This is a genomic window from Rickettsia koreansis, assembly GCF_046532895.1.
GTDB classification, from domain to species: Bacteria; Pseudomonadota; Alphaproteobacteria; order Rickettsiales; family Rickettsiaceae; genus Rickettsia; species Rickettsia rickettsii.
In genome coordinates, this window is the sequence record NZ_WHLZ01000001.1 from 233,629 (window position 1) to 260,493 (window position 26,865).

Here is a 26,865-nt window from a genome sequence, read left to right on the forward strand (position 1 = left end):
ATAGAATTATATAATGTCCTTGTCAAGAATATAAAAATGAAAATAAAAATTTATAATGATCTAGGAGTTTCAAAAGAAAGTATTAAGCATTGCGTGCATACCTTAAGACTTTATGCTCCAAAGTATAACGTAGATTATATTACTGCACAAGAAATTATAGACGAAAAGTGGGTTCAAAATACCTTATTACTTATTTTACTCGGTGGAAGAGATTTATACTATGTACAAAAATTGCAAGGCAAAGGAAATGCTAATATAAAGAATTATATTAAAAACGGTGGTAATTTTCTTGGGATATGTGCAGGCAGTTACTACAGCGGTAACTATGTAGAATTCGCTAAAGGAACAAATATAGAGGTTATAAGTAAAAGAGAATTAAAGATTTTCGATGGAACGGTTAGAGGACCATTGCTTGCTCCTTATTATTATAACTCACATAAAGGAGCAAGAGCTGCTTATCTAAAAATAAATCCAACACTTAATTTAAATATTAAGGATTGTTATGCTTTTTATAATGGCGGTGGATATTTTATTGATGCAGAAAATACCAAAGATACTGAAATAATAGCACGTTATGAGGATTCTCAGGCTGCAATAATAAGATGTACTTACGGCGACGGGACAGCTATTTTAAGTGGAGTTCATCTTGAATATGAGCCTGCACTCATAAAAAATCAATCTCTTAATAATATTCATAAAATACTAAAAGCTCATGATACGGAAAGAATCAAATTATTAAATTATATATTAGACTTCTTCGAAAACGTGCTTATAGAGAGGAATTTGTAGGAAACACGCAGCACAGCACCGCAGCGTACATAGAAGTACGTGAGAGGATGCGAGCAGCGAATTGACGCACAAATTACCTCCAGAAGTAGAGTTTCCGAAGAAGTCTATTCAAAAATCTAAATCTGTATAATAGTTTGGAGGGGTAAAGCCAGGGATTCTATCTTGTAGTAATAACCTAAAAGCCGGTCTTGATTTAATTAGTGAATACCAATGTTTGATAAGCATCCATTTATCCCAATAAATCTCACCGAAGTAATCGAGTACCGATAAGTGACAACTTGCGGCAATATCGGCCATAGTTAGTGAATCCGATACAAGATAACTTCTTTTTTCTAGTAAAGAAGTTATATATTCTAAGTGATAATTTAAATTATTTTTTGCAACACGTAAAAACTCGGTTCGTGGGCTGCTCATTTTAGCAATTGATCTTATAACTTTTTCATCGATAATAATCTTAGTAACTTCACGATAAAATTTATCGTTAAACCAAAAGAATAATCGTCTAATTTCGCAACAAATATCAATATCTTCATCTAAAAAATTAAAATTCGGATATTTGCTATTAAGATATTCAACAAAAGGATAAATACCTACCACAAATAAGCCGTATGATTCTGCTAAAATAGGTAAAGTTCCGGCAGGATTTATTTTTAAGAAATCTTTATTGAATTGCCAATAATCTTCTTTAATCGTAGTAAATTCTATATCTAATTCTTTTAAGAAGACACGGGCTTGTCTTGAAAGAGGACAAATAGGATTATGATATAACTTTTTCATTAAATTGTTTTACAGTCCTAGTCATTCCGCGACTTGATCGCAGGATCTATCAATATTTATTAAGCTGTTGTCTAAGCTCCCGCGATCAAGTCGCGGGATGACAATAAGGTCTATAAGCCGGATTCTGTATGAATATGAATTCATTGCAGTTATTTATCTAGGATAAACGTTACCGTTTACCTCAAGCGATCTACCCGCATTACAAGCCGGTTAGAGATAACCCGGGAACTTGATAAGTTCTGTAACGCCTATTTGATCTTGCTCTTGGTGGGGTTTACCATGCGTAATTTGTTACCAACTTACCGGTACGCTCTTACCGTACCTTTTCACCCTTACCAAAAATACTCGATCAACTGCAAAAATTGGCTGCGTCATTTCACAAGTACTACGGTACTCACGTATTAAGTATACGCTCCGTTCCTCCTCTTGTGAACTCCTAGCGCTTTTTGAAGTTGATCTTCGTATTCATACTTGGCGGTGTATTTTCTGTGGTACTGTCCCTAAAGTAATAATACTCTGCCGGAGGTTAACCGGCACCATACCTCTATAGAGTCCGGACTTTCCTCGTGATCTATAGCTTTGCTATATCATCACGCAACTGCACGACCATTTAGAATTATGGTCAATTTTCTTAAATTAGTCAATAACATTTAGAATAAGTTCAATTAACTTATTAGGTTCTGTGAAGGTTTCTAATTGATTTGCTATTTTGAGATATTTTTTAGCGAAAATTAATAAGATTTTTTTTTGAACATTTGACTTTTGTACACAGGATATAATTAAATTAGTAAGTATAATAACAAATTTAAAATTTCAACTATTTTATTAAAGATATTCTTAATTTAACGTTGCTACTATTTTTTTCATACTGTATAAATATGTATTTAATACTCCTAAACCCATAAATTGTTAGCAAATTTTGATATATGATATGAAAAAATTAATTTATTATTTTGGCAGTAATGGTAGTGATGGAAACGCTAGCATGAAAAATATACTTGGTAACAAAGGTGCTGGTCTTGCCGAAATGTCCAACCTAAAACTACCTATTCCTGATGGTTTTACAATAACTACAGAGCTATGTAATTACTTTTATACCCACAATAATAACTTTCCTAAAAACTTTCAAAGCGACTTAAAAAAAGCTATCACTGAACTTGAAATAATTACCGGTAAAATTTTCGGCAGTACAAGCAATCCTTTATTGTTATCGGTGCGTTCGGGCTCTACGATTTCAATGCCTGGAATGATGGATACTATCCTTAATCTTGGAATGAATAACGAAGTGTGTAATGCTCTTGCGGATTCCTGCGGTGATAAACGATTTGCCCTTGATAGTTACAAAAGATTTTTAGAAATGTACGGTTCAACGGTATTATCTATACCTAGTGATCTATTTGAACAAATTTACGAAAAGCACAAGATACAAGCCGATATTCATAAAGATAGCGATATTACCGTAGAATTATTAGAAAAAATTATTGATGATTTCAAACGGTTACATATTAAGTATACTAAGCAACTAATTAATGATCCTTATGAACAGTTAGAATCGGCAATTAAAGCGGTGCTACATTCTTGGATGAGTAATAGAGCTGTTATATATAGAAAAATCAATAATATTTCGGAGGATTTCGGTACGGCTATTAATATCCAAGCAATGGTTTTCGGTAATTTAGGTAAAACTTCAGCTACGGGAGTTGCTTTTACTAGATCACCTTCTACAGGAGAAAAAAAGCTCTTTGGAGAGTTTTTAATAAATGCTCAAGGTGAAGACATAGTATCGGGAACTAGAACACCTATGCCTATTATTGCAAATGATTCCAATTCTATGCAAGCAATGATGCCGGAAGTGTTTAAGGAGTTATCACAAATTGCACAAAAGCTTGAAGAACATTACTTAGATATGCAGGATATAGAATTCACTATAGAAAATAATAAGCTATATATTTTGCAAACACGTACTGCAAAAAGAACAGCCATCGCTGCTATTAATATTGCCGTACAAATGGTAGAAGAAAAGCTTATTTCTAAAGAACAAGCCTTAATGCGAATCGATCCGGAATCATTAAATCAATTATTACATACAAGAATTGATTACAGTAAGGGGCTTACTGCTATTGCTGAGGGGCTACCTGCTTCTCCTGGGGCTGCAACAGGTATTGCAGTATTCTCACCTTATGATGCCGAAAAATTATCTCATCATCATAAAGTAATTTTAGTACGCCATGATACTAGTCCTGAGGATATTAACGGAATGCATGTTTCTTCAGGTATTTTAACTATTAGAGGGGGAATGACTTCACATGCTGCAGTTGTGGCAAGAGGTATGGGGAAGCCTTGTGTTTGCGGTACAAGTAATTTATCTATAGATGAGAAAAAGCAAATATTAACAGCAGGCGACATAGTTATTAAACAAGGTGATATTATAACGATTGACGGAGGTAGCGGTAAAATCTTCTTAGGTGAAATGCCGTTAATTCAACCTACTTTCAGTGAGGAATCAAAATTAATTTTAGATTGGGCAGACGAGATTAGTAGCTTAAAAGTGCGTGCAAATGCTGAAACAGTTAACGATGCTTTAGTATCTATAAAGTTTGGAGCTCAAGGTATAGGTTTGTGTCGTAGCGAACATATGTTTTTTGATAAAAATAAAATTCCTTTAGTAAGAGACATGATTATTGCTCCTGATATAGAACGGAGAAAGCTTGCCGTGCAGAAATTATTACCTCTGCAAACTGAGGATTTTAAAGCTTTATTCAGAGTAATGAAAGATAAACCGGTAAATATTAGATTACTTGATCCGCCGTTACATGAGTTTTTACCTACCACCGAAGAAGATAAAAAGAATTTGGCCAATAGCTTAAATCTACCTTTATCCATGATTAATCAACGTCTTCATGCTATGCATGAAGTAAATCCTATGCTCGGTCACCGTGGATGTAGACTTGGTATATGTTCGCCGGAAATTTACCAAATGCAAATTGAAGCAATTTTTACAGCTATTTTTGAGCTACATAAAAAAGAACATATAAAATGTAACTTAGAATTAATGATCCCTTTAATTAGCAATGTAGGTGAAATAAAAAAGCTTAAAATGGATATTTATTCGGTAATAGAGGAATTAGAGCAACGTTATAGATATAAGTTTTCCTTTACGCTCGGTACTATGATAGAACTACCCAGGGCAGCACTCGGCAGTAAGAAAATAGCTAAGGAAGTTGACTATTTTAGTTTTGGCACTAATGATTTAACTCAGACTACATATGGAATTTCTAGAGATGATATTGCCTCTTTTCTTCCATATTATTTAGAAGAAAAGATTTTTGAATCCGATCCATTTACTACTCTCGATGAAGAAGGAGTAGGAGAATTAATTGAAATTGCTATAAAACGCGGAAAAAGCAGTAATGCTAATTTGAAACTCGGAGCTTGCGGAGAACATGCAGGGAACCCTGCCTCTATAGAATTTTTTCATAGAATGAATTTAAACTATGTTTCTTGTTCTCCATACCGTATCCCTATAGCAAGAATCGCCGCAGCACAAGCTAAAATTAAACACGGGTGATAAAGGCGTTGTTGCGATCGGGTATTAGATACCTATAGTACCGGACATTTTCGTTCTATATCATTTCCGTGTGGCCTTGTTGTGTGAATCAATTTCACCTCTTTCATACCGTGGCTTGACTACGGGATCCAGTTAAAAATACTAAAATTATTAGTATTTTTTATTGTTTTTTGGACCCCGTGGTTAAGCCACGGAATGACACAGTGGGTTTTACCGGTCCACGCAATGATCAAAAAATTATTTACAAATTAATATGATCATAATACCGATATTAAGCATTTTTGGGTTTTCATCTTTTTTTGCCAAATATTTCAAAACAAGATTGACTTTCGCTATTCCCGTAATAATCAGCATATTAGTACCAATTTTATATTGTTTTGCTATGTTAAAGCTATTACCGGCTGTAACATATATATATTATTTCATCGGTATATTTTTAGCTTTCATGTCATTCTTGCATTTCATAGGCGTTGTTGTAGGGGGTGGCTCCGCTCCTGTCATCCCGCGATTTGATCGCGGGATCCAGTTAAAAATGTTTAGTATTTTTAAGTTATATTTTTGGATACCGTGGTCAAGCCACGGTATGACACCGCACGCATTTCTTGATCTACGCAATAATACCTCCTTCGTGTCATTTCTGTGGAAGCAGGAATCTAGAAAAAATATAATTGAAATCATTGTATTTACTTTATTGATTCTTTTGTTTTTTCTTTATACCAGAGATGCATCGTTGCATGCTTATGATGATTTCTCACATTGGGGAATATTTACTAAAGAATTGTTATATTTCGGTGTTTTTGAAAATCAGTCTTCGTTAACTTCCATTATTACTACTCATGCCCATTATCCAAGAGGAGCTGCTGTTTATCATTATTTTATGCTGCTACTTTCAGGTTATTCGGACGGTAACGTATTATTTGCTCATTTCTTATTACATTTAGCATTTCTAGCTCCTTTAGCCGCAAATAAGAAATTGTGGCAAACCGGAATGTTGTTTTCACTTTTACTTTGCGGCGTAGTATTATATACGACCGGAATTCGTTCAATATATAACGATAGTACTATTGGCTTAATGTTCGGAGCTATTTTTGCAATTTATATCCTTGCGGAAGACAAGAAAAAAGCATTATTGCTTATTTTACCTATTACGATATTACTTGCCTCTTTCCGAGAAATTGGAACATGGCTTGCTATTTTTGCTTCGATAATTCTTATAGCTCATTATACAATTTTTTATAAAAAGCCTAAAAGATCAAGTGATTATATTACGTATCTGATTTTACTTACTTTACCTATTTTGTATAATTTTATTTGGATGAGTTATTTTAAAAACACCCATGATTTTTTTGACAGATTCGAACATAGTTTTAGCAATTTAGTATATATTGCTGAAAATTTTAATGAACAGCATAGATCATTATTACTAAATTACGGTAAATTTCTCTTGTTATTCTTATTAAAAGAAGGAAGTTTAGTTGTATATACTATTTGTATAGCTGCATGGTACGGAATTCGTAAATATAAACCGGATTTGCTGAAAGAATATAAATTTTTCCTGATAAATACGTTTGCGTGTTTTATAATTTTTGCTTTGTGGCGGTTATATTTATATTTCTTTAACTTTAGTTATGAAGAGGCAATTAGAGGGGCATCGTTACTTAGATATCTTGGATGTTATGTTATAGCTATCGGAATGATTGCAGCTTCGTATGTTAAAAATAGTATTTTCTTACACAAGCAAAGTAATAAAGAGTTATTTATATTCCTTCTGCTGCTTGCTGTTTCTACGTTTTCCGTAGTAAAAAATATACTAAGAATCAAACACTTAAACTTAGAACAAAAGAATTTTATCCAGCAAACAACAGAAGTTAAAAAGCTATTAGAGCAAGGCAATAAAATTGAATTTAACTTTAGCGGTAAGAAAGATAATTTACAATGTTATATATTAAATTATAATCTAGTACCGTATTTAGGTAAGAAATCCTTACAAGAATGCATAAAAGCTCCTAAAGAAGCGATTATAGAAACAAAGGAAGAAGCGGTATACACTCCTTTTAAATAGCATGGAGGATTTGTTGCACAGCTCCTATGTCATTCCTGTGTGGCCTTGTTGTGTAGATATTACCCCATCATTGCGAGCAGTTGTAGTACTTGCGTGGCAATCTCATAAAATGATAACAGACTTCTGAGATTGCTTCATCAATTATGTATATATGCTATGCAATTGCCGTAGCTCAGACGGGAAAGCTGATTCACGCAACAACATCACGCAAGAATAACATAAAACCAATATAGATTTTAACAATAAATATAATTTAGCTGCCGCTTACCGAATAATGGCGTATTTATCGCTGGATGATCATACTTATATGCATCTATCCGCAAGACCTAAAAATGCCGATTTTTACTGTATTTATCCTTTTGGACTAAGATTTGAAGAAGTAACTACAGAGAATCTTTTAAAAGTTAGTTTAGACGGACAAATTTTAGAAGGAGAAGAATAGCAATATAATAAAACCGGTTACTTTATTCATGGTAGTATTTATAAAACACGCCCTGATATTTCTGCCATTTTTCATTATCATACTCCTGCAGCTATTGCCGTTTCTGCTTTAAAATGCGGGCTTTTACCGATCAGTCAATGGGTATTACATTTTTACGACAGAATATCATAATTATAATGCTCTAGTACTAGATGCCGACAAACAGAGTAGTAGACTTGTTACTGACCTTAAACAGAATTATGTGATGTTACTTCGTAATCACGGTGCTATTACCTGCGGCAAAACTATGCATGAAGCTATGTTTTATACTTACCATTTAGAACAAGTTTGTAAAACGCAATGCCTACTAAATTCTACAAAAGAATAAGAACTTATAATCCATTCCGTAGAAATATGTAAGCAGACGGTAAAGGACTTATTATCGTTTGAAGAAGATTTAGGCAAACGTGACTGGGTAGCTTGGCTACGACTTGTGAAGATGTGATCACAATACTATGACCCCAGCGGCTTTACTTGCTTGTTTTAAGGATTTATCAAGTGTGGCTATTGGTAACCCACAGCGTAATGCTAGCTCTAAATAGCTAGCATCATAAAGTGTTAATCCATATTGTACGGCTAAATCCATTGTCTCAAACCATATATGTTCCAATGTTATTTGATCAATTTTGATGTAAAGATCCTTTAAAGTATAAATTGCTTGGTGACGTTGATTTGCAGTAAGACGTTTTGCACGCTCTGCACATAATAATACATTTCCAATCTCAAGCCCCCAAATAGCAGGGACAATTGCTTCTTCTGTTATGGTTTTATCTAGTATATCCAAGCTTGCTACTTCATCAGGCATAAGCCATGATAAAGCAATTGAAGAATCTAAAACAAAAGAGACCATTTTTTACTTCTTACCCTCATTTTTGTAATTTAGCCATACTTCTAAATCCGATGGTTGTAAATTAATTTCTTTTGCAAGTTTTCGAAGTCTAAGAGCTGCAATCTTTGTTATTTCAATATTATTATGAGAATCAATAGGAACAATTTTTGCAGCAGCTTTTCCTCTTTTAGTAATTAAAATTTCTTCACCTTTACTAACTCGGTCTAATAATTTAGAAAAATGGGTTTTAGCATCAAAGGCTGTAATTGTGTTTTTCATACAATTAACTAGTTAATTAACTAGTCAGTTATAACATATTTTAAATTTAAATGTCAAAAACTTTAATAGAAATCTTTCCAAACGCTTATAGAGAGGAATTTAAAGGAGACACGAAAGCACTTGTCACCGCAGCGTATACACTAGTACGTGAGGATACGAGTCTAGGCTTGATGTATAAATTACCTCTAGAAGCGAAGTTTAAGAAAATGTCTAATGCCTACAACCGCTACCGTGAATATGTGGAGGATGGAGTTTTATATGCTTTAGCATCTTTTTAAGTAGTGTATCACGCTTAAGTTTTGATAAATAATCTAAGAAAGTTTTGTTGAATTACAGTTGCTAAAAAGCCTTCTGCTGCTAGTTCTTGCTTATTACCGTTATAATCAAGATATTTTACCTTGATTGCTTTTGATCGTGTAATAGATGCTTCAATGCCTGGAAACGATAAAGAACCCTCAATAAAAGTTTGTTTTTCTTCCAAAAAATAAGTTATGTCCGGATTAATAAAAACTATAGGCGATGATTTATTATTTTCATGTAGGTCAACTACCACTATACGCTTTAATATTCCTACCATATTAGCACCCAAGCCCACTTTTCTATATGTAAATTCTGAAGCATTTTATCGACAATAGTACGAATATTATCATCAACAATGTCTATATATTCTGCTTGTTTTTTAAAAATATCGTTTGGTGCATAAACTATTTGATAGTAAGGTTTATCTTGATTCATTAATATACTCCGATAAATGAAGAGTTATTTTTGCATTGCTACATAAAGATAGATATCGTTATTGCGATTGTTGCGTAGACCGGTTTTCCTATCATTACAAGGAAATTATAAAGTAATTGACGAAGCAATCCAGATTGCCACGCAGCCTACGGCTGCTCACAATTATGACTCAGTGTCCATGCAACAACGCCTCCTTGCAATGGTGTAGCTTTTTCAAACCATCAATATTTATTTAGCAATGCCATTATTTCATTACGATAGCTGATAATATATTCTGATTATAAGGTTCTTGCAAATGATATGAGCGTCTTTTACTTGGATATTTTAATGGATTTGTGTAAGTATCTTCAGCAATATTTTTTATATCTTTGACGCCTGCTTCTTTAAGTTTTAACTCTACAAAAGCCGGTAAATCAAACATATAATGCTTTTCTTTTATAGAGTTTATAAAAAACTGTTTATTGTTAATATCCTTACTTAAGAAAGCTTTATAATATTCATCATCAACTTCATATGAACTTTGAGCTATAGCAGGGCCTATCACTGCTATTAAATTCTTTGCTCCTTTTTCTATTATTTTAGTAACTATATTACTAATAATATTATTTATACTTCCTTTCCAACCTGCATGTGCCGCTCCGATTATTTTACCGTCGCCGCTTGCAAGTAATACCGGTACACAATCTGCCGATTGTACCGCTAATACTAAATTTTTCTTAGTTGTAATGCTGCCATCTGCTTCAGGTAAGGCAATTATGGACTCATCAGCATTAACAATTTGATTGCCATGTACTTGGTTTAAAATTAAAATATCTTGTGCTTTAAAATAAGTAGTAATAGATTTTTTGTTTTCAACTATTTCTATTTCATTTATAGAGTTATTTTTTTTTATATATCTATGACTAGAATTATTGAATGTTTTATCAAAAATTTTATAATAAACTGATCCGTTTATTAATCCTTCCATGAAAATATCCCATATTAATTATAATAGTTTTATTAACACTTTATCCGGTCGTTTACAAAAAAATAAACAGCTAGAAAAAATAATAGCACAATTTCATCAAGACTATAACCTAATCCCTATTATCGGCGTAGAAATAGAGTTTTATTTAAGTCACAATATTGATATAGCTAAATTTGAAATACTTTCACGAAAATACTTAGCTAGATTTAAAATTGCTAAAATAAAAAAAGAAAAAGGCAATAACCAATTTGAAATAGATCTTCCCCCTTCTGTAAACTTAATACAATATATAAAAAATATATTAGATGTTAAAACTATTTTAAAAAAAATGGCACAGCAGTTAAACGGTTATATAGATTTTTCGCCTAAGCCGTTTTTGGATGATTATGGTAATAGTATGCATTTTCATATTAATTTTAATTCCGAGTTCAATGATTATTATATAATTTTAGCAGCACAAGGGCTATGTCACTATATGTTAGACACCCTACTCGCTTTTATGCCTACTACTCTAGATTATTCACGGATAAATAAAAAATTTATGGCTCCTACGCATATATCGTACGGTGGAAATAATAGAAGCGTAGCCGTACGAACTCCAAATGCTTTTCCCAAACGTTTAGAACATCGCTTATCTTCCCCCGAAACCGATCCATATATAGCAATTTTTACTATTTTAAAGTCAATATTGTTGGCTTTAAAATCTCCAAGTTCGCTCCAAACAATAGAAAAAATTTACGGGAATGCTTTCGATCCACAATATAATTTAACTCCATTACCAACATCATCTCAGGAGAGCTTTATGTTATTTAAACCGGATTTTTTTAAATAATTTGTATTTTGTTTACAAAACCTAAAAACTAAACAATAATTGTTTTTTACAACTAAAATAAAGATTGATATAAAATATTAAATATAAAACTGCTGAAAATTGTTTCAATTAATTATTTTATTTTTGTAAAACTAAATACTGATGAAGTGCTTTAAGCTGCACTTCACTCTATATTTTCATAATTTTTCATTAGATAATTAAATTCCGCACCATAGATAAATATCATATTTATAATATAGAAGAATATTAATGTAACTATTATACTACCAAGTGAACCATACATTAGATTTAATTGATTATAGTAGACTATATAAGTTGAAAGCAAATAGCCGCTTATTATCCATAATATCACAGTTAATAAAGCCCCTGGAAATACATCAATAAAATTTAGTTTTACATTAGGTAATATATAATACAAAGATGAGGCACCTAAAAATAATAAAATTAAAATTAAAGAATATCTTATAAAATTTAAAATGATCTTATATTTTTCAATGGTCTCTAGTATTATCGGAATTTTTGTAAATAATATTGGAATCACCACTAAAAGAAACATAGTAAAGGTAATCAAGGCACTAATTATAAGAAACTGTATAATACTAAGTAATCTTCTTCTTATATAAGGGGGTGGAGATTTTATTTGATATACACGATTTAAAATAGTCCTTAAACATTCTACAAAAGAAGAAGCAGTCCAAATACTGCCTACTATGGCAAGATTCATTAAACTTTGAGGAGGAGCACTTAGTAATTCGCGTATTCTTTTTTCTATTGATTCCGTTGCTTGTTCCGGAAGACTCTCTAGAAAAATTTGTATAAAATTTTGACCAAGTTCTGAAGCTCCTAAAAAGCTTGTTAAAGCTAATAAGAATACTAGGAAAGGGAAAATAGATAAAAGTATCATGAATGACATATATCCCGAATGTTCAACGCCATCATCTTCTATTGTTCTAAATAAGGCTACGTAAAGACAATTAAAAATTTTTCTCATTATAAAAGCTAAGTTGTTATTATTAATTTTATATTTAATCTTAAATAAGTTCGCTGTAAATAATTAATTTACAATTAAAATGAAACTATACTTTATCCTTGATTTGAAATACTAATATAGAAATGAAATTTTTCCTTGCATTCATTTTATATTTTTCTATAATGCACCAAAATTTTATTTTTTATAAATTGTTAATTTATGCTTCAGTAAATAAGTTTTTAAAACATAAGGTATTCATATTTTAAAAATAATTTTAAAGTTCTTATGATATTTTTATTTGATAAGGAATAATTTTATTCTTTAATAATTATTTACCAAATGATTACAAAAAACTTAAAAAATGTTATTTTATAGTTGCTTGTAATATTAATTTATGGTATTATTTCTACCTACACTTGGATAAGTTTAATGGTATTAAATTACTAATAACCACATGTTTTATAATAATATAGGATAATATCATTGTTGTTCAAAGAAAATTTTTAAATATAGATATAATTAGTAACCAAGGAGAGGATAATGGGTAGAAAAAACGATATTATACAAAAAATCGATAGTTTTATCGGCAAGAAAATTTATTCTTTAAGACTCGCTAAGGGGTTGTCTCGTCAACAACTGGCTGAAGTAATTGATGTTACGCATCAACAATTACAAAAATACGAAAAAGCAATTAATAGAATTTCTGTAGGAAGGCTAGTACTAATCGCAGAAGCTTTAGATAGAAATATTGATTATTTCTTTGAAGGTTTAGAAGAAGCTAATAAACCGCAGCCCGTACATACTCAACATCAACGTATGTGCATTGAAGTTTCAAGAAATTTTATGAAAATTAATAGCACGGAAGAACAACAAGCCATTAATAATTTAGTAAAATGTTTAGCTGGAAAGAAAAACTAATGCATAAAGACAAGCTACCATCCTGATTATGTTGTGATATCACTTATGTCATCCCCGCAGAAGCGGGAATAACATTGCTTGCCTTGATAATATACAGAATATAAATCTTGATCAGCGTTGTGGAGGGGGCGACTCTCTTTTAATAGGTGTTGATTTATTTAAATTTTCCGACTGAATGCTATCTCTTGCATTCATTAATGCTCCCATAATTTTTATATTATCTTTGATATTAACTCTATCTCTTCCTACTACCATTTTAGCTTTTTCAATATCCGGCTTATCTTTACTTATAGGTTTTAATTTAGACTTTCCTGATACTACCCTTACATCTTCCGTTTTAACACTAGGGTTTTCAATTGCTTCTGCTCGTTTTTGTTCTTGTAATAACTTATCTATAGTTTGTAAACGTATCTCTTTAGATAAAGTTTTATCATCAATTAAATTAGCTTTAATGAAACTTTGCTGTTCTTCAGTAGAAGATTTAGTACCAAATGCCTTTACCAGCTCATCTACTTTTTTTATTGATTCCTCTTTTTTTTCTTCAAGAGTTTTAAGGTTACCATTTGGAGAAAGCATAGCACGAAAATTATTGACTTTCTCAACTGCAAGCTTAGAGATATTATTTAATATACTAGAAGTTTCTTGTACAATTCTTTCTTCTGCCGACACTACCGGTTCTTTAGATTTTTCTAATGCTTCTATAACAGGATTAACAGCGTTAATTACTTCTCGAGCTTTATTATATATATCATCGTGAGGCTTGTGTTCTTCTATATTCTGTCCTTTTAACCCTTCAGTTAAATTTTGAGTTTCTCTATCTAAAGCTGCCTCACTCGCTGCATCTTTAGCTTTTTTAAGTGCCTCTTTCTCAGAGTCATTAATATTACTATTATCGATCCCGCTAGAAGTTGCCTTAGTTATTTCAGGACCTCCTTTGCCTTCATAAATACCGTCTACTAACCCTTTAGTCATTAGCTCTCTATCAGGCAAATTGGTCTGACTTTCTGCAATACCTTTTTCCGCTGATGCCATAATAAGTGCTTTATTAGGTAAGGATAAAGAGGTATCACTATGAGTAGCTATAGTCTCGCCTACCCCTTTAACAATCGCTGCTTTGTCGTGAGCTTCAAGCGAGCTTCCTGCAACTGTGTTAGTAATTTCTTGAATTATTTCGCCTTTGACTTCTGCTGTAGCCGGACCATCTAAAACATTAGACGTAATGGCTTGTATGTTTATTGTTTTTAATTCAGTATTACTTAGAGGATCAAACAAAATATCATTTACTTTTTTTATTGTATCTTTTTTAGTTTGTTCCGCCGTAATCTTATCTAAATTCTGCTGCATCAATTGTTGTTGTGCTGGACTGAGAACTTGGGCTTCTACACCTTTCTTTAGTACAGAACCTAATAATTTTTGTTTTTCCGCATTGCTTAATTCAGAGACATTAACCTTATCACCTACTGCTATAAGCATTGTCCCTTTATCTTCAGTAGAAAGGTGACTTTTTATTACAGCATCCGTAATACAGTCAATTGCTGCAGCTCTACTTGAATCATCTTTAAGACTTAAACCGACATCTACTGCCTTTTCTAACATCTGCTGTTTTTGCTTCGGCTCAAGATTCTCTGAATTTAAAGCGATAGCTACTGTAGCTTCAAGCATTTTTGATTTTTCTAGGTCTGGAGTATTCTGATCATTTTTGATGGTTTCTAATACTGCATTGACTCCAGCTACTTTTGCATCCGGTTTGAGGTTTTTATTATTGACCGTATTTTCAGCTAAAGCAATAATATTAGCCTGCTTTTCAGCAATATCACTTTTCTCATTATTAAGAATTGCCGTGACTGCTTCTTTAATTAAATCAATTTCTTTTGTTAAACCTGCATTTACATAATTTAATAAATCTTGCATGCTGCCTGATAAAGCCGTAACTGCATTAAGAAGGTTTAGATTTACTTGTTGCGACTGTGGCATTTGTGAAGTCTCAGGTTTCAGTGGTTGGTTAGTAGGAGTAATTGGCGGTACTTGTTGTTTATACTGAGGTGGTTCAACCGATGAACTGGTTGTTTGCTGTGGAGTTATTAGCGGTTGTTCCTTACTTTGTCCTTGTCCTATTATAATATCTTCAGCTTGCGATAAATCAACGCTCTGCCCTTGGTTTAGTTCTACCTCCTTCATCATTTCTTTATATTTACCGCGTGTTACCGCAAGTGTATAAATTTCTCCACCATGCTCTATATAAGCTATTGCGTCATCTCCGGTTCCGGCAAATTTTAAAGGTTTTGGTGAGCTTATTTCTTTAAGTTGAGGTTTACCGTTTGGTCCTTCTTCGTAGTGGGCAGTGAAATATACGGCTTTATCTTTGTAGGGCTTTGTGCCATCAGCTTTTAATGCTACCATCGATAAATGCATTGACCCATCGGCTTTATCAAGTTTTATAGGAAAATCTATTTCCCTATATGAGCTGATCTGAACCTGAGTACCGTCTTGTTTAGCTAAAGTAAAAGGCTTAGTTTTAACAGTTGTTTCATTTAAGGTACAGAGTTCATCACCTGTATCATTTTTAACTACTGTTGCTCTAAGATCGCTTGCACTTACGTGATGTTCCCACTGTACCGGTTTAAATCCACCAGGGTATCCACTAGCGGCACTAAATGTATTATGAACATTTTTATAGCCGGCTATTTCTATTGATTCTAATTTCTTTTTAAGCTCAGGATTTTCTAAAGCCTTATCAATAAATTCTCTATTAGCCGGATTACCGAAAAAAGTACTTAATGTTTTATCTTTTTCTTCTTCTATTTCTTTTCTTTTTTGTTCAGCTAAATCACGGTCTGTAAGGGCTGCCAGGTCTTTTAATATTTGTTCTATTAAATTATCTTTTTGCGGTTGTATAATTGTTTCTCTTACAGCCTTAGTTATTGGGTCTGATGTCTGACTGTCAGGAGAGATATTGCCCGATAAAGCACTAATTGAAGGGGTAGATTGAGCAGAAGATGCAGAAGTAACGATAAAACCATCGTCAGCTTCTAGTTCTGGGGTTGTAGTTTGAGATGAAAATTCTTTTTGCTCTTGTTCTAATGTTTGCTTTTGTTCTTCTGTATATTCCTTATTTGCTAAAGGATCAAATGCACTTGTATCTAGGTTACCGTCTTTACTCATAAAACCTCTCATTTAACCAAAAATTAATTAGCATAAACTGTAAGTGATATGTAGTCAAGCCGATGTTGTGACATTGATTTTTACCCTCTATGTCATTCCCGCGAAAGCGGGAATCCAGCAAAAAGCGAAATAAATCGAGCTTTTAATTTAAAAATCTAGTGTGCTTAGACTTTTTAGTGACTGGATTCCCGCTTTCGCGGGAATGACATAACATATCCTTTTTTCACAGTTTGTGTTATACTGTCAAAGATAGTATATAGAGATTTTAGTAATATCAAGAAAAAACTAATATTATTGAGAAAATTTAATAGAATTTTTATATTCTTTATTGAGTGCTTTAGTTGCCCAAAGCCAGGTTAAGCAAGTAATTATAAATATAATCATTAAACAGATGGAAATAGATTGATAACTAGCGGAAGGTAATATTATAAATACCAATGATTGTAAAAATGCACTACCAGATTTACCGAGTTTTGTACCTATCACGTCAGCAGCAGCTTTGCCTTTTATTTTTATTTCCGGATCTAAAGGAACATAGGCCATTTCTTTTGTTGAATCAAATAAGGTATATTTGCTTGATTTACTAAGCACATTTTGAATAGCACCTATTGTTATAGCAATTAAAGCAGGATCGGTTAGAATAAAATTTGCTATTATTAAGCCGGCAAATCTTTCAAAATTATTAACGGAAAAAAATAATATACCGGTAATAAAAACTATTAAAGGAGTGATAACAGCCGCCGTAAACCAGCCAAGTCTTCTAACTATATTTGAACCAAGTACGACAAATAAAATAGTAAATACTCCGGTATAGCTCAAATAACTTCCTATAAAAGCTGCATATTCGGTTGGAGTTTTATAAATTTTAGTAGCTGCTGCTTTCCAAGGACCTTCTACTAAATTAATGGCAATGCCATAGCAGATAAGCAAAGTTGCAATTAATCTAATATGTCTTGACGATAGAAGCATCTGAAAACTTTCGGCAATAGTCATAGATTTTTTCTTTGCTTTAAACCTGAGTAATGCCATATGCTCTTTGTCTAGTACTTTATGATTAAGCAACCAAAAAGTTTTAATAGCTATTATTCCTAAAATTAATACTATAGTTAGTATAATTTGTATAGAAAGTGTATGAAAAGACGATTGCAATGCAAATTTATTAGTTACGTAATCATTAATATTACTTAGATTTTCTAAAAACTGCCCTGCTAAATAAATACCTGTTTGACTAAGTAAACCGAATAACGGATAAAATCTTTTAGATTCTTCTACTGTAGTAATATTATTAACAAACTGCCAAAAAAGTAATGCGAACACTACGTTTGGCCATAATTCGGCTATTATATAAAATAACGAAAAACTCCATTTTGATAAAAGCAATATAAACCATTTTAAATTAGGTAAACTTGCCGTTAAATTTTGAACGGTTATAGGACTGAAATGCAGCATTTCATGATTTGGAAAAATAACGTAAGCAAAAAGAGCAAAGAATGTTAAAAATATTGATATAATAAGATAAAATATATTTTCTGCTTTCATCTTATTAACAAGCTTTACATATATAGCAGTCATTAAAAAAGCTGACGGCATCACTCCCCAAAACTTCAAAAACGAGATAATCTCGGCACCGATCATAGTAGTAACAATACTATCTTTTAAAGCTCTGATTAGATTTTGGATAAATAAAATACAGAACATTAATAAAGTGATGAATAAAAATTTAGAAACTTCGTGGCGTTTTATAGGCCAGATATAATCGGTAAGTTTGGAAAAACAGTTATTGATTTTAGAGGAAGAATTTTCTATATTACTGGGGTTAATCGTCATTATTTGGTCTAACCTATCTTGCTATTGGCTAGAGTTCTATATTAAAGATTTTCTAAATTTAAGTCAAGTTAAAATCAAATTAAAATGAGTAATTATTGGTTAAATATTTATAAACCAAGAGGTATAAGTTCTGCTCAACTTGTTAGCATAGTAAAAAAAATACTCGGTAAAACCAAGATAGGACATGCCGGTACTTTAGACGTAGAAGCGGAAGGAATATTACCGCTTGCCGTAGGTGAAGCTACAAAGCTAATACATCTGCTAATTGATGCTAGAAAAACCTATATTTTTACCGTAAAATTCGGAACGCAAACCAATAGCGGCGATTATGCCGGTAAAGTAATAGCAACAAAAGATTGTATCCCTTCTCAAGAAGAAGCTTATGCCGTATGTTCTAAATTTATCGGTAACGTAACACAAATACCGCCGGCTTTTTCAGCTCTTAAAGTTAACGGTGTAAGAGCTTATAAATTGGCTAGAGAGGAAAAAAAAGTAGAATTAAAGCCACGAAATATAACTATTTATGATCTAAAATGTTTAAATTTTGATGAGAAAAATGCTACCGCTACATACTATACGGAATGCTCAAAAGGTGCTTATATAAGGACTTTAGCAGAAGATTTGGCATTGTCCTTGCAAAGTTTAGGATTTGTGATAGAATTACGCCGTACTCAGGTTGGAATATTTAAAGAAGAAAATGCTATCCGAATTAAATCGCCTGACGAAATTACCAAAAATTCCCTAGAGGAAAAAAGTATAAAGATAGAAGCAATACTGGACGACATCCTGGTTCTTGATGCAAATGACAGCCAAGCGCAGCAAATTAAATATGGACAGAAATGTTTATTTAATTATGAAAAAGACTTTAGACATCTGGCCAAATTTGCTTATAGAGAGGAATTTAAAGGAAACACGGAACGCAGCACCACAGCGTACACTTTAGTACGTGAGGATGCGAGTACCGGATTGACGTACAAATTACCTCTAGAAGTAGAGTTTGGCCAGATGTCTGTTGATCTTTTATGGGTTCGCTATAAAGGCACTTTGCTTGCAATAGGTAGCTTAAACAAGAGTTGCTTTAATTCTTTACGAGTATTTAATTTAACACAAGACTTCTTTTAAAACTGGAAGTCTATATATTTAAGGAGAAATTATCGATGTCGATTACTACAGAACGTAAACAACAATTAATTAAAGAATATGCTATAACGGAAAATGATACCGGTTCAAGTGCAGTGCAATGTGCTATCTTAACTGAAAGAATCAATAATTTAACCGAGCATTTTAAATCTAACCATAAAGATCATACTTCAAGACGCGGATTATTAATTTTAGTCGGGCGCCGCCGCAGATTACTTAACTATATTAAAAAGAATAATGTTAGCAAATATTTAGATTTAATAAGTAAACTAGGAATTAGAAAGATTAAGTAGTTGGATAATCGTCATTGCGAGCAGTCGTAGGCTGCGTGGCAATCTCGTCAAATATCCTGAGATTGCTTCGTCGAATTACTTAGTAATTTTCCTCGCAATGACGTGGTAGAATACAATAAAATATAAATTATGAAATGAGATAAATAGATGTTTAACGAAATAACTAAGAGTGTTACATGGAACGGACAAGTTCTTGAGCTTAGTACAGGTAAAATAGCAAGGCAAGCTGACGGGGCAGTTACGGTAAAAATGGGTAATTCCGTTTTATTATGTACGGCAGTAGTAGCTAACAAAGCAAAAGAGGACATAGGTTTTTTTCCTTTAACAATTAATTATAGAGAAATGGCATATGCTGCCGGTAAGATACCAGGGGGATTTTTAAAACATGAGGGAAAAGCATCAGATAGAGAAGTTTTAGTATCTCGTTTAATAGATAGACCGATTAGACCATTATTTCATCCGGCTTTTATGAATGAAACGCATGTAACTTGCAGTGTTCTTTCATATGATCCTGAAGCTCCGGTAGATATACTTGCAATTATCGGTGCATCGGCTGCACTTAGCCTATCCCCTGCTCCTTATCTAGAAATAGTTGCGGCAAGTAAAGTAGGTTTAATCAATGGTGAATTTGTTTTAAATCCGACACTTGCATTATTAAAAACAAGTCAGCTTGATTTAGTAGTTGCAGGAACATCAGATTCAGTAATGATGGTTGAATCGGAAGCTCATTTACTTTCTGAAGAACAAATGTTAGAAGCCGTAAAATTTGGATTTGAAAGCTTTCAGCCGGTAATAAAGATAATTAAAGAACTAGCAGAAGAAGCTAAAAAACCAAAACTTGAAATGCAAGCTTTATATCCTGCTTCATTAAAGAAAGAAATTGAGAAGTTATTTGTAAAAGAAATTGAACAAGCTTTTGCAATTAAATCTAAACAAGAACGTAGCACTAATTTAGATTTAATACTTGAAAAAGTTCTTACACACTTTGTAAGCAACATAGAAAATAAAAAATATAGTAATTATCAAATCGAATCAGCTTTAAAAGCTATTGAATCAGATATATTACGTAACGAGATTTTAGAAAAAAATAGACGTATCGATGGAAGAAGTACCACGGATATAAGACAAATTGCTTGCGAAATAGGTTTACTACCTTCCGCACATGGTTCAGCTTTATTTACTAGAGGTGAAACGCAAAGCTTAGTTAGTACTACATTCGGTACTAGTTTAGATGAGCAGATAGTTGACAGTTTAGAGGGTGAGTATAAAGAGCGTTTTATGCTCAATTATATCTTTCCGCCCTACTCTGTAAATGAAGCAATGCCGATGAAAGCACCTAGTCGTCGTGAAGTCGGACACGGTAAACTTGCATGGCGTGCTATTAATCCAATATTACCTAATAAAGTACAATTTCCTTATTCTATTAGAGTAGTTGCTGAAACTACGGAGTCTAACGGTTCTTCTTCAATGGCAACTGTTTGCGGTAGTTCTCTTGCTTTAATGTATGCCGGCGTACCGATAAAAGCACCGGTTGCGGGTATTGCTATGGGACTTGTTAAGGAAGGTAAAAATTTTGCCGTATTATCGGATATTCTCGGCGATGAAGATTATTTCGGTGATATGGACTTTAAGGTTGCAGGAACTAGCGAAGGGATTACTGCATTACAAATGGATATCAAAATATCTGGAGTAGATTTTAAAATAATGAAAGTAGCTTTAGAGCAAGCACGACTCGGTCGTTTGCATATACTGGAGCAAATGAATAAAGTGATCAGTAAACCAAATAACGAACTAAGTAAAAATGCTCCTTCTACTACTACTATAAAAATAGATAAGGATAAAATTAGAGATATTATAGGACCGGGCGGTAAAGTAATAAAGGAAATTTGTGAAACTAGCGGTGCTAAAATAGATATAAGCGATGACGGTACGGTGTCTGTTTATGCTTCAGATAGAGATAAGCTAAAAGTTGCCTTAGATAAAATTAAAGCTATTGCCGTTGAACCTGAAATCGGTGAAATATTTAACGGTACGGTAATGAAAGTCTTAGATTCCGGTGCTTTTATTAATTATTTAGGTAATAAAGACGGCTTTGTTCATATTAGTGAAGTGTCAGAAGAAAGAATAGAAACGGTTAGCAGTGTTTTAAAACAAGGCGATATAGTAAAAGTTAAGCTAATAGGCTTTGATAATAAAGGCAAAGCAAAATTAACTATTAAAAATGCCGATAAAGATAAATCTTCAAATAATACAAAGCCAAAAACTAATGTTAATAATATTAAGGACAATTCAGAACCTGAGCAGCGACGTGATTCTAGTAAAAAACGAGCTTGGAATAAAGACAATAATGCTGAAACTGCTGAAGTAATTACAGAACGTAAGTATTTTAATTGATATGAAGCTTAATCGTCATTGCGAGGAAATTACGAAGTAATTGACGAAGCAATCTCAGGAGTTTGTTATTATTTCATGAGATTGCCGTGCAGCCTACGGCTGCTCGTAATGACGGTTCGGGTATCTACAAAAATAGCTCATAATACTAATAATTTGATGGATACCGTGGACAAGCAACGGTATGACAATGAGTAAATAAATGACCAACACAAATAATTACCGAATCATCGCAAAGAGGGTTATTTCTAGTGAAGCAAGTGCTTTAGAAAAATTATCCGAAAATATCCCTGAAGACTTTAACAGAATTATAGAATTTTTACTATCTTTCAAAGGACGGATAATCCTAACCGGTATAGGCAAAAGCGGTTATATTGCAAGAAAAATAGCTGCTAGCTTTTCTTCAACCGGTATGCCTGCTTTTTATTTACATCCAGCAGAAGCAAGTCACGGCGATTTAGGTATGGTGACGAGAAATGATCTAGTAATTATGTTATCTAATTCCGGCGAAACTAAAGAACTATTTAATATAATTGAATATTGCAAGAACTCTTCCATAAAAATTGCTGCAATGACAATGAATAAAAATTCTACTTTAGCTAAAAGAAGCGATTTTTTATTAATAGTACCTGAATACCCGGAAGCTTCTGTAATTGGAGCTCCTACTATATCATCTTTAATCATGCTATCACTCGGTGATGCTTTAATGACTGTTATACATGAAAAACGAGGCTTTACTAAAGATGATTTTAAAATTTATCATCCGGGAGGTACAATCGGCGCTAATTTAACAAAAATTAAAAACCTAATGCGTAGCGGTGATGAAATACCTTTAGTATATGAAGATACTTCCTTTGCCGAAACTATAATTATTATGAATAAAAAACATTTAGGTTGTACACTTGTAACAGATAAAAACCAAAATTTGGTGGGAATTATAACCGATGGGGATTTACGTTGTCATATTAACGATCAAATTTACTTAAAAACAGCATCAAGCATTATGACCAAAAATCCTATTCATATCTCATCGGAAATATTTGCAAAAGAGGCTTTAAATTTAATGAAAGCCAAGAATATCACTAATATACCGATTGTTGATGATAATATTATTATAGGCATTATTCATATTCATGATTTACTACGCATAGGGGTTAGCTAAAATCTATGCCCTCTTCTTATAAACGGCGAAAAAAAATTTGGAAATCTGTATATCTTTTAATAACAGTTGGAATTTTGTATATAGGATATATATTAATTAAAAGCGGTTATATTCATGAAGAAAACGATATTAACGTTACAAAAAAAAGTTTAAAAGGTAATAAAAATTTTGATTTAAAGTATAATATTATATTGAAAGATTCAATTTTTGAAGGAGTAAATAAAAATTTAAATGCGTATAAGATTAAAACTGAACGAGCTATAAAAGAGTCAAATAACAAATATAAACTAGATATAATAAATGCTATTTATAACGTAAATCAAGACCAAACTCTTATTATCAATGCGAAAGAAGGCTTTTTAGATGAAGAATCAAACATATTAGATTTAAAAAACGATGTAAAACTTTTTTTTGATGAGATCATATTTAACACTAACGATGCAAGGATTGATTTAGTAAATAAGAATATAACCGGTCATTCCCCTGCTAAGTTACTTTACAAAAACTCTTCAATTACTTCGGATAGTTTTAATACAAAAGATGAAAATAATATTATAATTTTTAAAGGCAATGTCTCTACAATCATCGATTTATCGGATTAGAAATCTTGCCAAACCAGCTTATAGAGAGGAATTTAAAGGAGACATGGAACGCAGCACCGCAGCGTATACACTAGTACGTGAGGATACGAGTCTAGGCTTGATGTATAAATTACCTCTAGAAGCGAAGTTTGGAAAGATTTCTATTATTAAACTTGTTTTACTTCTTATAATTAATACCATAATATATGCTAATGATAAAAATATTTCAAATTTACATATCACATCTGATAGTTTAATTATTGATAGAACCAAACAAAAAGCAGCATATCTTGGAAATGTTATTGTTTACTTCGATAATGCGATACTTAGAACGAAAGAATTATATATTTTTTATAAAACAATAGATGAAAAGCAAACTATTGATCATATAGTTGTCCCTACTAAATTGACTGTAGAAAGAAAAATAAATAATGAATTATTACTTGCAGATAGTGCTAAATATTTTTGCGATAATAAACAACTTATTCTACTTGGTAATGTAATATTACAGCGTGACGATAATGTGTTAAAAACTAATAAACTAATCTACTATGTAGATATTATTAAAAAATAGAGCTATTTACCGTTGGTACGTCATTGCAAGTGATTACAAGAAGTGTGACAATCCAGAAAATAATTTAAAAAATGCTAAAGATTAATATTTTTAACTGGATTGCTTCGTCAATTACTTACGTAATTTTTTCGCAATGACGTTGAAAATTAATCCACACAACAAAATCTTAACAAATAAAAAAGATGGACAGCTTACACGTTAAAAATATATCAAAATCCTACAAAAAAAGGAATATATTAACTGATATATCTCTGAATATAAAACAAGGAGAGATAGTTGGTTTATTCGGTCCAAATGGAGCCGGTAAAACAACTTGCTTTAACATTATTATCGGTTTAATGAAACTGGACTCAGGGCAATTACTTTTAAATGATATAAATATTACCAACTTGCCTATTTATTTACGAGCAAGGCTTGGACTCGGCTATCTTCTTCAAGAACCTTCGATATTTCGGGAATTGTCGGTTGAAGATAATATTAAGGCTGTAGTTGAGATATCTGACAATGATAAAGAAGTAATTGAACAAAAAACCCATAATTTGTTAGAGAAGTTTTCGATAGTTCATTTAAAAGATTTATCCGCTGCTAGCTTATCAGGCGGTGAAAGGCGTAGGCTTGAGATTGCACGTGCACTTGCAATAGAGCCTAAATTTATCATGCTTGATGAACCGCTTGCCGGTATTGACCCGCTTGCTATTTCCGATATCAAAAATCTAATTACTTATTTACGGGAATTTAATATAGGTATATTAATTACCGACCATAACGTACGTGATACTCTAGATATAGTCGACCGTGCTTATGTTATTTTTGAAGGTAAAGTATTATTAGAAGGAAGTGCTAAGGAAATAGCGAATAGCAAGAAAGTTAAGGAAGTGTATTTAGGTGAGAGCTTTAGTTTCTAGACTATGCAAATTCGTCATTGTGAGCGACTTGCAGGTGTTGTTGCATGGATTGTTTTATGTCATTCCCGCGTAGGCAGGGATAACATCGAGTAGGTTTTCTGAGCCATGCAACAAGGCTCTTTTGTAGGAATGACAATGTAATAATATTCAAAACAGTTTTCTATGCAAATTAACAAAGAAATTTTTAGGGCTTATGATATAAGAGGCAATAGCCTTAAAGATTTAACAGAAGAAGTAGCTTATAAAATCGGCTTTGGTTTTGCCGAGATGACTATAACGAAAGATAACGATCAAATCTGTGTCGGTTTAGACGGTCGGCTTAGCTCCCCTAACCTTTGTAAAGCTTTAGAACTAGGATTAACTAATGCAGGGGCTGAAATCATAAATATTGGCGTAGTTCCAACACCAGTTTTATATTTTGCCGATAAACACTTTACGCCCGCCGGTAGTATTATGGTCACGGGGTCACACAATCCTCGTGACGATAACGGCTTTAAAATACTACAAAACGGTAAACCTTTTTTTGGTGATCAGATACAGGAGTTATTGACTAAGATTTTGGATAACTACTCCAATACCACACCAGCATCCCCTTATGTCATTCCTGCGAAAGCAGGAATCCATAATATACAATCTAAATACCTAAAACGTATTTTAGATGGAATAAACATTAATCCAAAATTAAAAGTAGCTTGGGATTGTGGCAATGGAGCAACCGGCAATATTGTTGAAGAACTTAAAAAGCATCTCTCAAACAAGAATATAATCATACATAGTAAGATTGACGGGAATTTTCCAAGCCATCATCCTGATCCTACAAATCCTGCTAATTTGCAGGAGCTAATAAAAGTGGTTAAAGAACAAAATTGTGACCTTGGTATAGCTTTTGACGGTGACGGTGATAGAATCGGTATTATAAGCTCAAGCGGTAAAATATTATTCGGTGATCAAATTTTATGCATTTTTGCTGAGGATATTTTAAAGGAAAATCCAAACGCAACTATAATAGTTGATGTAAAAGTCAGCCAATTTATAGTCGCTAAAATAAAATCATATGGAGGACATCCTATAATATGGCGAACAGGTCATCCTTTTATTAAAAGCAAAATGCTTGAGACAAAGGCTTTACTCGCTGGCGAAATGAGCGGGCATATATTCTTTGCCGATAAATATTTTGGTTTTGACGATGCAATTTATGCAGCTCTTAGATTTTTAGATTTACTTAGTAGATCAAGTAAAACTCTAGATGAGATAATAGAGGATGTACCGAAAAGCTATAGTACACCGGAAATTAAAATTTTTGTTCCTTCAGAGTTAAAATTACAAATTATTAAAGAGATTAAAGAAAAATCATTAGAAGAGAAAATAGAGTTTAATGATATAGACGGTGTACGGGTAAATACTGCACATGGTTGGTGGCTCTTGCGTAGCTCTAATACCGAATCTATTATAGTTGCAAGGGCTGAATCAGATAGTAAGAATGGTTTAGAGGAAATAATCACTATAATTAATAAATATCTTGAAAAATACGGGTTATTAATTAATTATTAAAACATTATTGCTTTCTAAAATATTATTTTATATATTTTTCTTACATTAAATTAATATAAAGAAAAATAATAT

Annotated in this window: 21 protein-coding genes, 1 other RNA gene and 3 pseudogenes; 16 read left to right on the top strand and 9 right to left on the bottom strand. The window is 32.4% G+C overall.

Annotated features, from left to right (window positions below; translation table 11 throughout):
- Nucleotides 1-36: 36 nt before the first annotated feature.
- Both GCO76_RS01355 and GCO76_RS01360 read left to right on the top strand, forming a co-directional pair.
- Entirely contained in the window at nucleotides 37-789 is a 753-nt protein-coding gene (locus tag GCO76_RS01355; RefSeq protein ID WP_410955917.1) for a BPL-N domain-containing protein, read from the top strand.
- Nucleotides 732-910, top strand: a pseudogene (locus GCO76_RS01360) (palindromic element RPE1 domain-containing protein); the annotation flags it as partial. The gene GCO76_RS01355 and the pseudogene GCO76_RS01360, both read left to right, overlap by 58 nt.
- Here GCO76_RS01360 and GCO76_RS01365 read toward each other — a convergent pair.
- Nucleotides 898-1,566, bottom strand: a complete 669-nt coding sequence (locus tag GCO76_RS01365; RefSeq protein ID WP_410955918.1) for a glutathione S-transferase family protein — start codon at nucleotides 1,564-1,566, stop codon at nucleotides 898-900. The pseudogene GCO76_RS01360 and the gene GCO76_RS01365 sit on opposite strands and share 13 nt — an antisense overlap.
- Before the next feature lie 97 nt (nucleotides 1,567-1,663).
- Nucleotides 1,664-2,180: RNase P RNA component class A (gene rnpB / locus GCO76_RS01370), an RNA gene on the bottom strand.
- 317 nt (nucleotides 2,181-2,497) lie between these two features.
- On the opposite strand from rnpB, the gene ppdK reads away from it, so the two are divergent.
- The 3 genes and pseudogenes from ppdK (at nucleotide 2,498) to GCO76_RS01385 (ending at nucleotide 8,122) form a co-directional block, all read left to right on the top strand.
- Nucleotides 2,498-5,134 carry a pyruvate, phosphate dikinase gene (ppdK, locus tag GCO76_RS01375; RefSeq protein WP_410955919.1) on the top strand — a complete coding sequence of 879 codons (2,637 nt, stop codon included), beginning with the start codon at nucleotides 2,498-2,500 and terminating at the stop codon, nucleotides 5,132-5,134.
- 253 nt (nucleotides 5,135-5,387) lie between these two features.
- Nucleotides 5,388-7,196 carry a hypothetical protein gene (locus GCO76_RS01380; RefSeq protein WP_410955920.1) on the top strand — a complete coding sequence of 603 codons (1,809 nt, stop codon included), beginning with the start codon at nucleotides 5,388-5,390 and terminating at the stop codon, nucleotides 7,194-7,196.
- Between the two features lie 274 nt (nucleotides 7,197-7,470).
- Nucleotides 7,471-8,122: pseudogene (locus GCO76_RS01385) on the top strand (class II aldolase/adducin family protein).
- Here GCO76_RS01385 and GCO76_RS01390 read toward each other — a convergent pair.
- Both GCO76_RS01390 and GCO76_RS01395 read right to left on the bottom strand, forming a co-directional pair.
- The gene (locus GCO76_RS01390; RefSeq protein WP_410955921.1) at nucleotides 8,123-8,527 is read right to left on the bottom strand and encodes a type II toxin-antitoxin system VapC family toxin; all 405 of its coding nucleotides are present in this window, start codon (nucleotides 8,525-8,527) and stop codon (nucleotides 8,123-8,125) included.
- 3 nt (nucleotides 8,528-8,530) lie between these two features.
- Nucleotides 8,531-8,785, bottom strand: a complete 255-nt coding sequence (locus GCO76_RS01395) for a type II toxin-antitoxin system Phd/YefM family antitoxin (RefSeq protein ID WP_410955922.1) — start codon at nucleotides 8,783-8,785, stop codon at nucleotides 8,531-8,533.
- Between the two features lie 50 nt (nucleotides 8,786-8,835).
- On the opposite strand from GCO76_RS01395, the gene GCO76_RS01400 reads away from it, so the two are divergent.
- Nucleotides 8,836-9,063 carry a palindromic element RPE1 domain-containing protein gene (locus GCO76_RS01400; protein ID WP_410955923.1) on the top strand — a complete coding sequence of 76 codons (228 nt, stop codon included), beginning with the start codon at nucleotides 8,836-8,838 and terminating at the stop codon, nucleotides 9,061-9,063.
- On the opposite strand, the pseudogene def reads toward GCO76_RS01400, so the two are convergent.
- Together def and pgeF are read right to left on the bottom strand one after the other, a co-directional pair.
- Nucleotides 8,996-9,520, bottom strand: a pseudogene (gene def, locus GCO76_RS01405) (peptide deformylase). The gene GCO76_RS01400 and the pseudogene def overlap by 68 nt on opposite strands.
- Before the next feature lie 244 nt (nucleotides 9,521-9,764).
- Complete coding sequence (gene pgeF / locus GCO76_RS01410; RefSeq protein WP_410955924.1) at nucleotides 9,765-10,487, bottom strand: peptidoglycan editing factor PgeF; 723 nt, start codon at nucleotides 10,485-10,487, stop codon at nucleotides 9,765-9,767.
- Here pgeF and GCO76_RS01415 point away from each other — a divergent pair.
- Nucleotides 10,486-11,319: a type I glutamate--ammonia ligase gene (locus tag GCO76_RS01415; RefSeq protein WP_014120820.1), complete on the top strand. Its 834-nt coding sequence runs from the start codon at nucleotides 10,486-10,488 to the stop codon at nucleotides 11,317-11,319. The genes pgeF and GCO76_RS01415 overlap by 2 nt on opposite strands.
- A gap of 163 nt (nucleotides 11,320-11,482) precedes the next feature.
- Here the strand turns inward: GCO76_RS01415 and GCO76_RS01420 are convergent, their stop codons facing one another.
- The gene (locus GCO76_RS01420; protein ID WP_014014351.1) at nucleotides 11,483-12,310 is read right to left on the bottom strand and encodes a YihY/virulence factor BrkB family protein; all 828 of its coding nucleotides are present in this window, start codon (nucleotides 12,308-12,310) and stop codon (nucleotides 11,483-11,485) included.
- A 519-nt stretch (nucleotides 12,311-12,829) separates the two neighbouring features.
- Between GCO76_RS01420 and GCO76_RS01425 the strand changes: the two genes are divergently transcribed.
- Entirely contained in the window at nucleotides 12,830-13,207 is a 378-nt protein-coding gene (locus GCO76_RS01425) for a helix-turn-helix domain-containing protein (RefSeq protein ID WP_014014350.1), read from the top strand.
- Between the two features lie 111 nt (nucleotides 13,208-13,318).
- On the opposite strand, the gene GCO76_RS01430 is transcribed toward GCO76_RS01425, so the two are convergent.
- A complete protein-coding gene (locus GCO76_RS01430; protein WP_410955925.1) occupies nucleotides 13,319-16,369 on the bottom strand; it encodes a Sca4 family spreading effector in 3,051 nt (1,016 codons plus the stop codon).
- 291 nt (nucleotides 16,370-16,660) lie between these two features.
- Nucleotides 16,661-18,196 (bottom strand): NTP/NDP exchange transporter Tlc4, encoded by a 1,536-nt coding sequence (tlc4, locus tag GCO76_RS01435; protein WP_014120818.1) that lies wholly within the window; start codon nucleotides 18,194-18,196, stop codon nucleotides 16,661-16,663.
- 84 nt (nucleotides 18,197-18,280) lie between these two features.
- Here tlc4 and truB point away from each other — a divergent pair, with 84 nt between their 5' ends.
- From truB to GCO76_RS01475, 8 genes are all read left to right on the top strand, one after another.
- A complete protein-coding gene (truB, locus tag GCO76_RS01440; RefSeq protein ID WP_410955926.1) occupies nucleotides 18,281-19,318 on the top strand; it encodes a tRNA pseudouridine(55) synthase TruB in 1,038 nt (345 codons plus the stop codon).
- Nucleotides 19,319-19,353: 35 nt separating this feature from the next.
- A complete protein-coding gene (gene rpsO, locus GCO76_RS01445) occupies nucleotides 19,354-19,629 on the top strand; it encodes a 30S ribosomal protein S15 (protein ID WP_004995678.1) in 276 nt (91 codons plus the stop codon).
- Between the two features lie 147 nt (nucleotides 19,630-19,776).
- The gene (gene pnp / locus GCO76_RS01450; protein ID WP_410955927.1) at nucleotides 19,777-22,023 is read left to right on the top strand and encodes a polyribonucleotide nucleotidyltransferase; all 2,247 of its coding nucleotides are present in this window, start codon (nucleotides 19,777-19,779) and stop codon (nucleotides 22,021-22,023) included.
- 199 nt (nucleotides 22,024-22,222) lie between these two features.
- Nucleotides 22,223-23,182: a KpsF/GutQ family sugar-phosphate isomerase gene (locus GCO76_RS01455; RefSeq protein WP_410955928.1), complete on the top strand. Its 960-nt coding sequence runs from the start codon at nucleotides 22,223-22,225 to the stop codon at nucleotides 23,180-23,182.
- A gap of 5 nt (nucleotides 23,183-23,187) precedes the next feature.
- Nucleotides 23,188-23,784: an LPS export ABC transporter periplasmic protein LptC gene (gene lptC, locus GCO76_RS01460; protein ID WP_410955929.1), complete on the top strand. Its 597-nt coding sequence runs from the start codon at nucleotides 23,188-23,190 to the stop codon at nucleotides 23,782-23,784.
- 100 nt (nucleotides 23,785-23,884) lie between these two features.
- A complete protein-coding gene (locus GCO76_RS01465; RefSeq protein ID WP_410956450.1) occupies nucleotides 23,885-24,337 on the top strand; it encodes an LptA/OstA family protein in 453 nt (150 codons plus the stop codon).
- Between the two features lie 182 nt (nucleotides 24,338-24,519).
- Complete coding sequence (lptB, locus tag GCO76_RS01470; protein WP_014014342.1) at nucleotides 24,520-25,242, top strand: LPS export ABC transporter ATP-binding protein; 723 nt, start codon at nucleotides 24,520-24,522, stop codon at nucleotides 25,240-25,242.
- A gap of 162 nt (nucleotides 25,243-25,404) precedes the next feature.
- Nucleotides 25,405-26,793: a phosphomannomutase/phosphoglucomutase gene (locus GCO76_RS01475; RefSeq protein ID WP_410955930.1), complete on the top strand. Its 1,389-nt coding sequence runs from the start codon at nucleotides 25,405-25,407 to the stop codon at nucleotides 26,791-26,793.
- The last annotated feature ends 72 nt before the right edge of the window (nucleotides 26,794-26,865 follow it).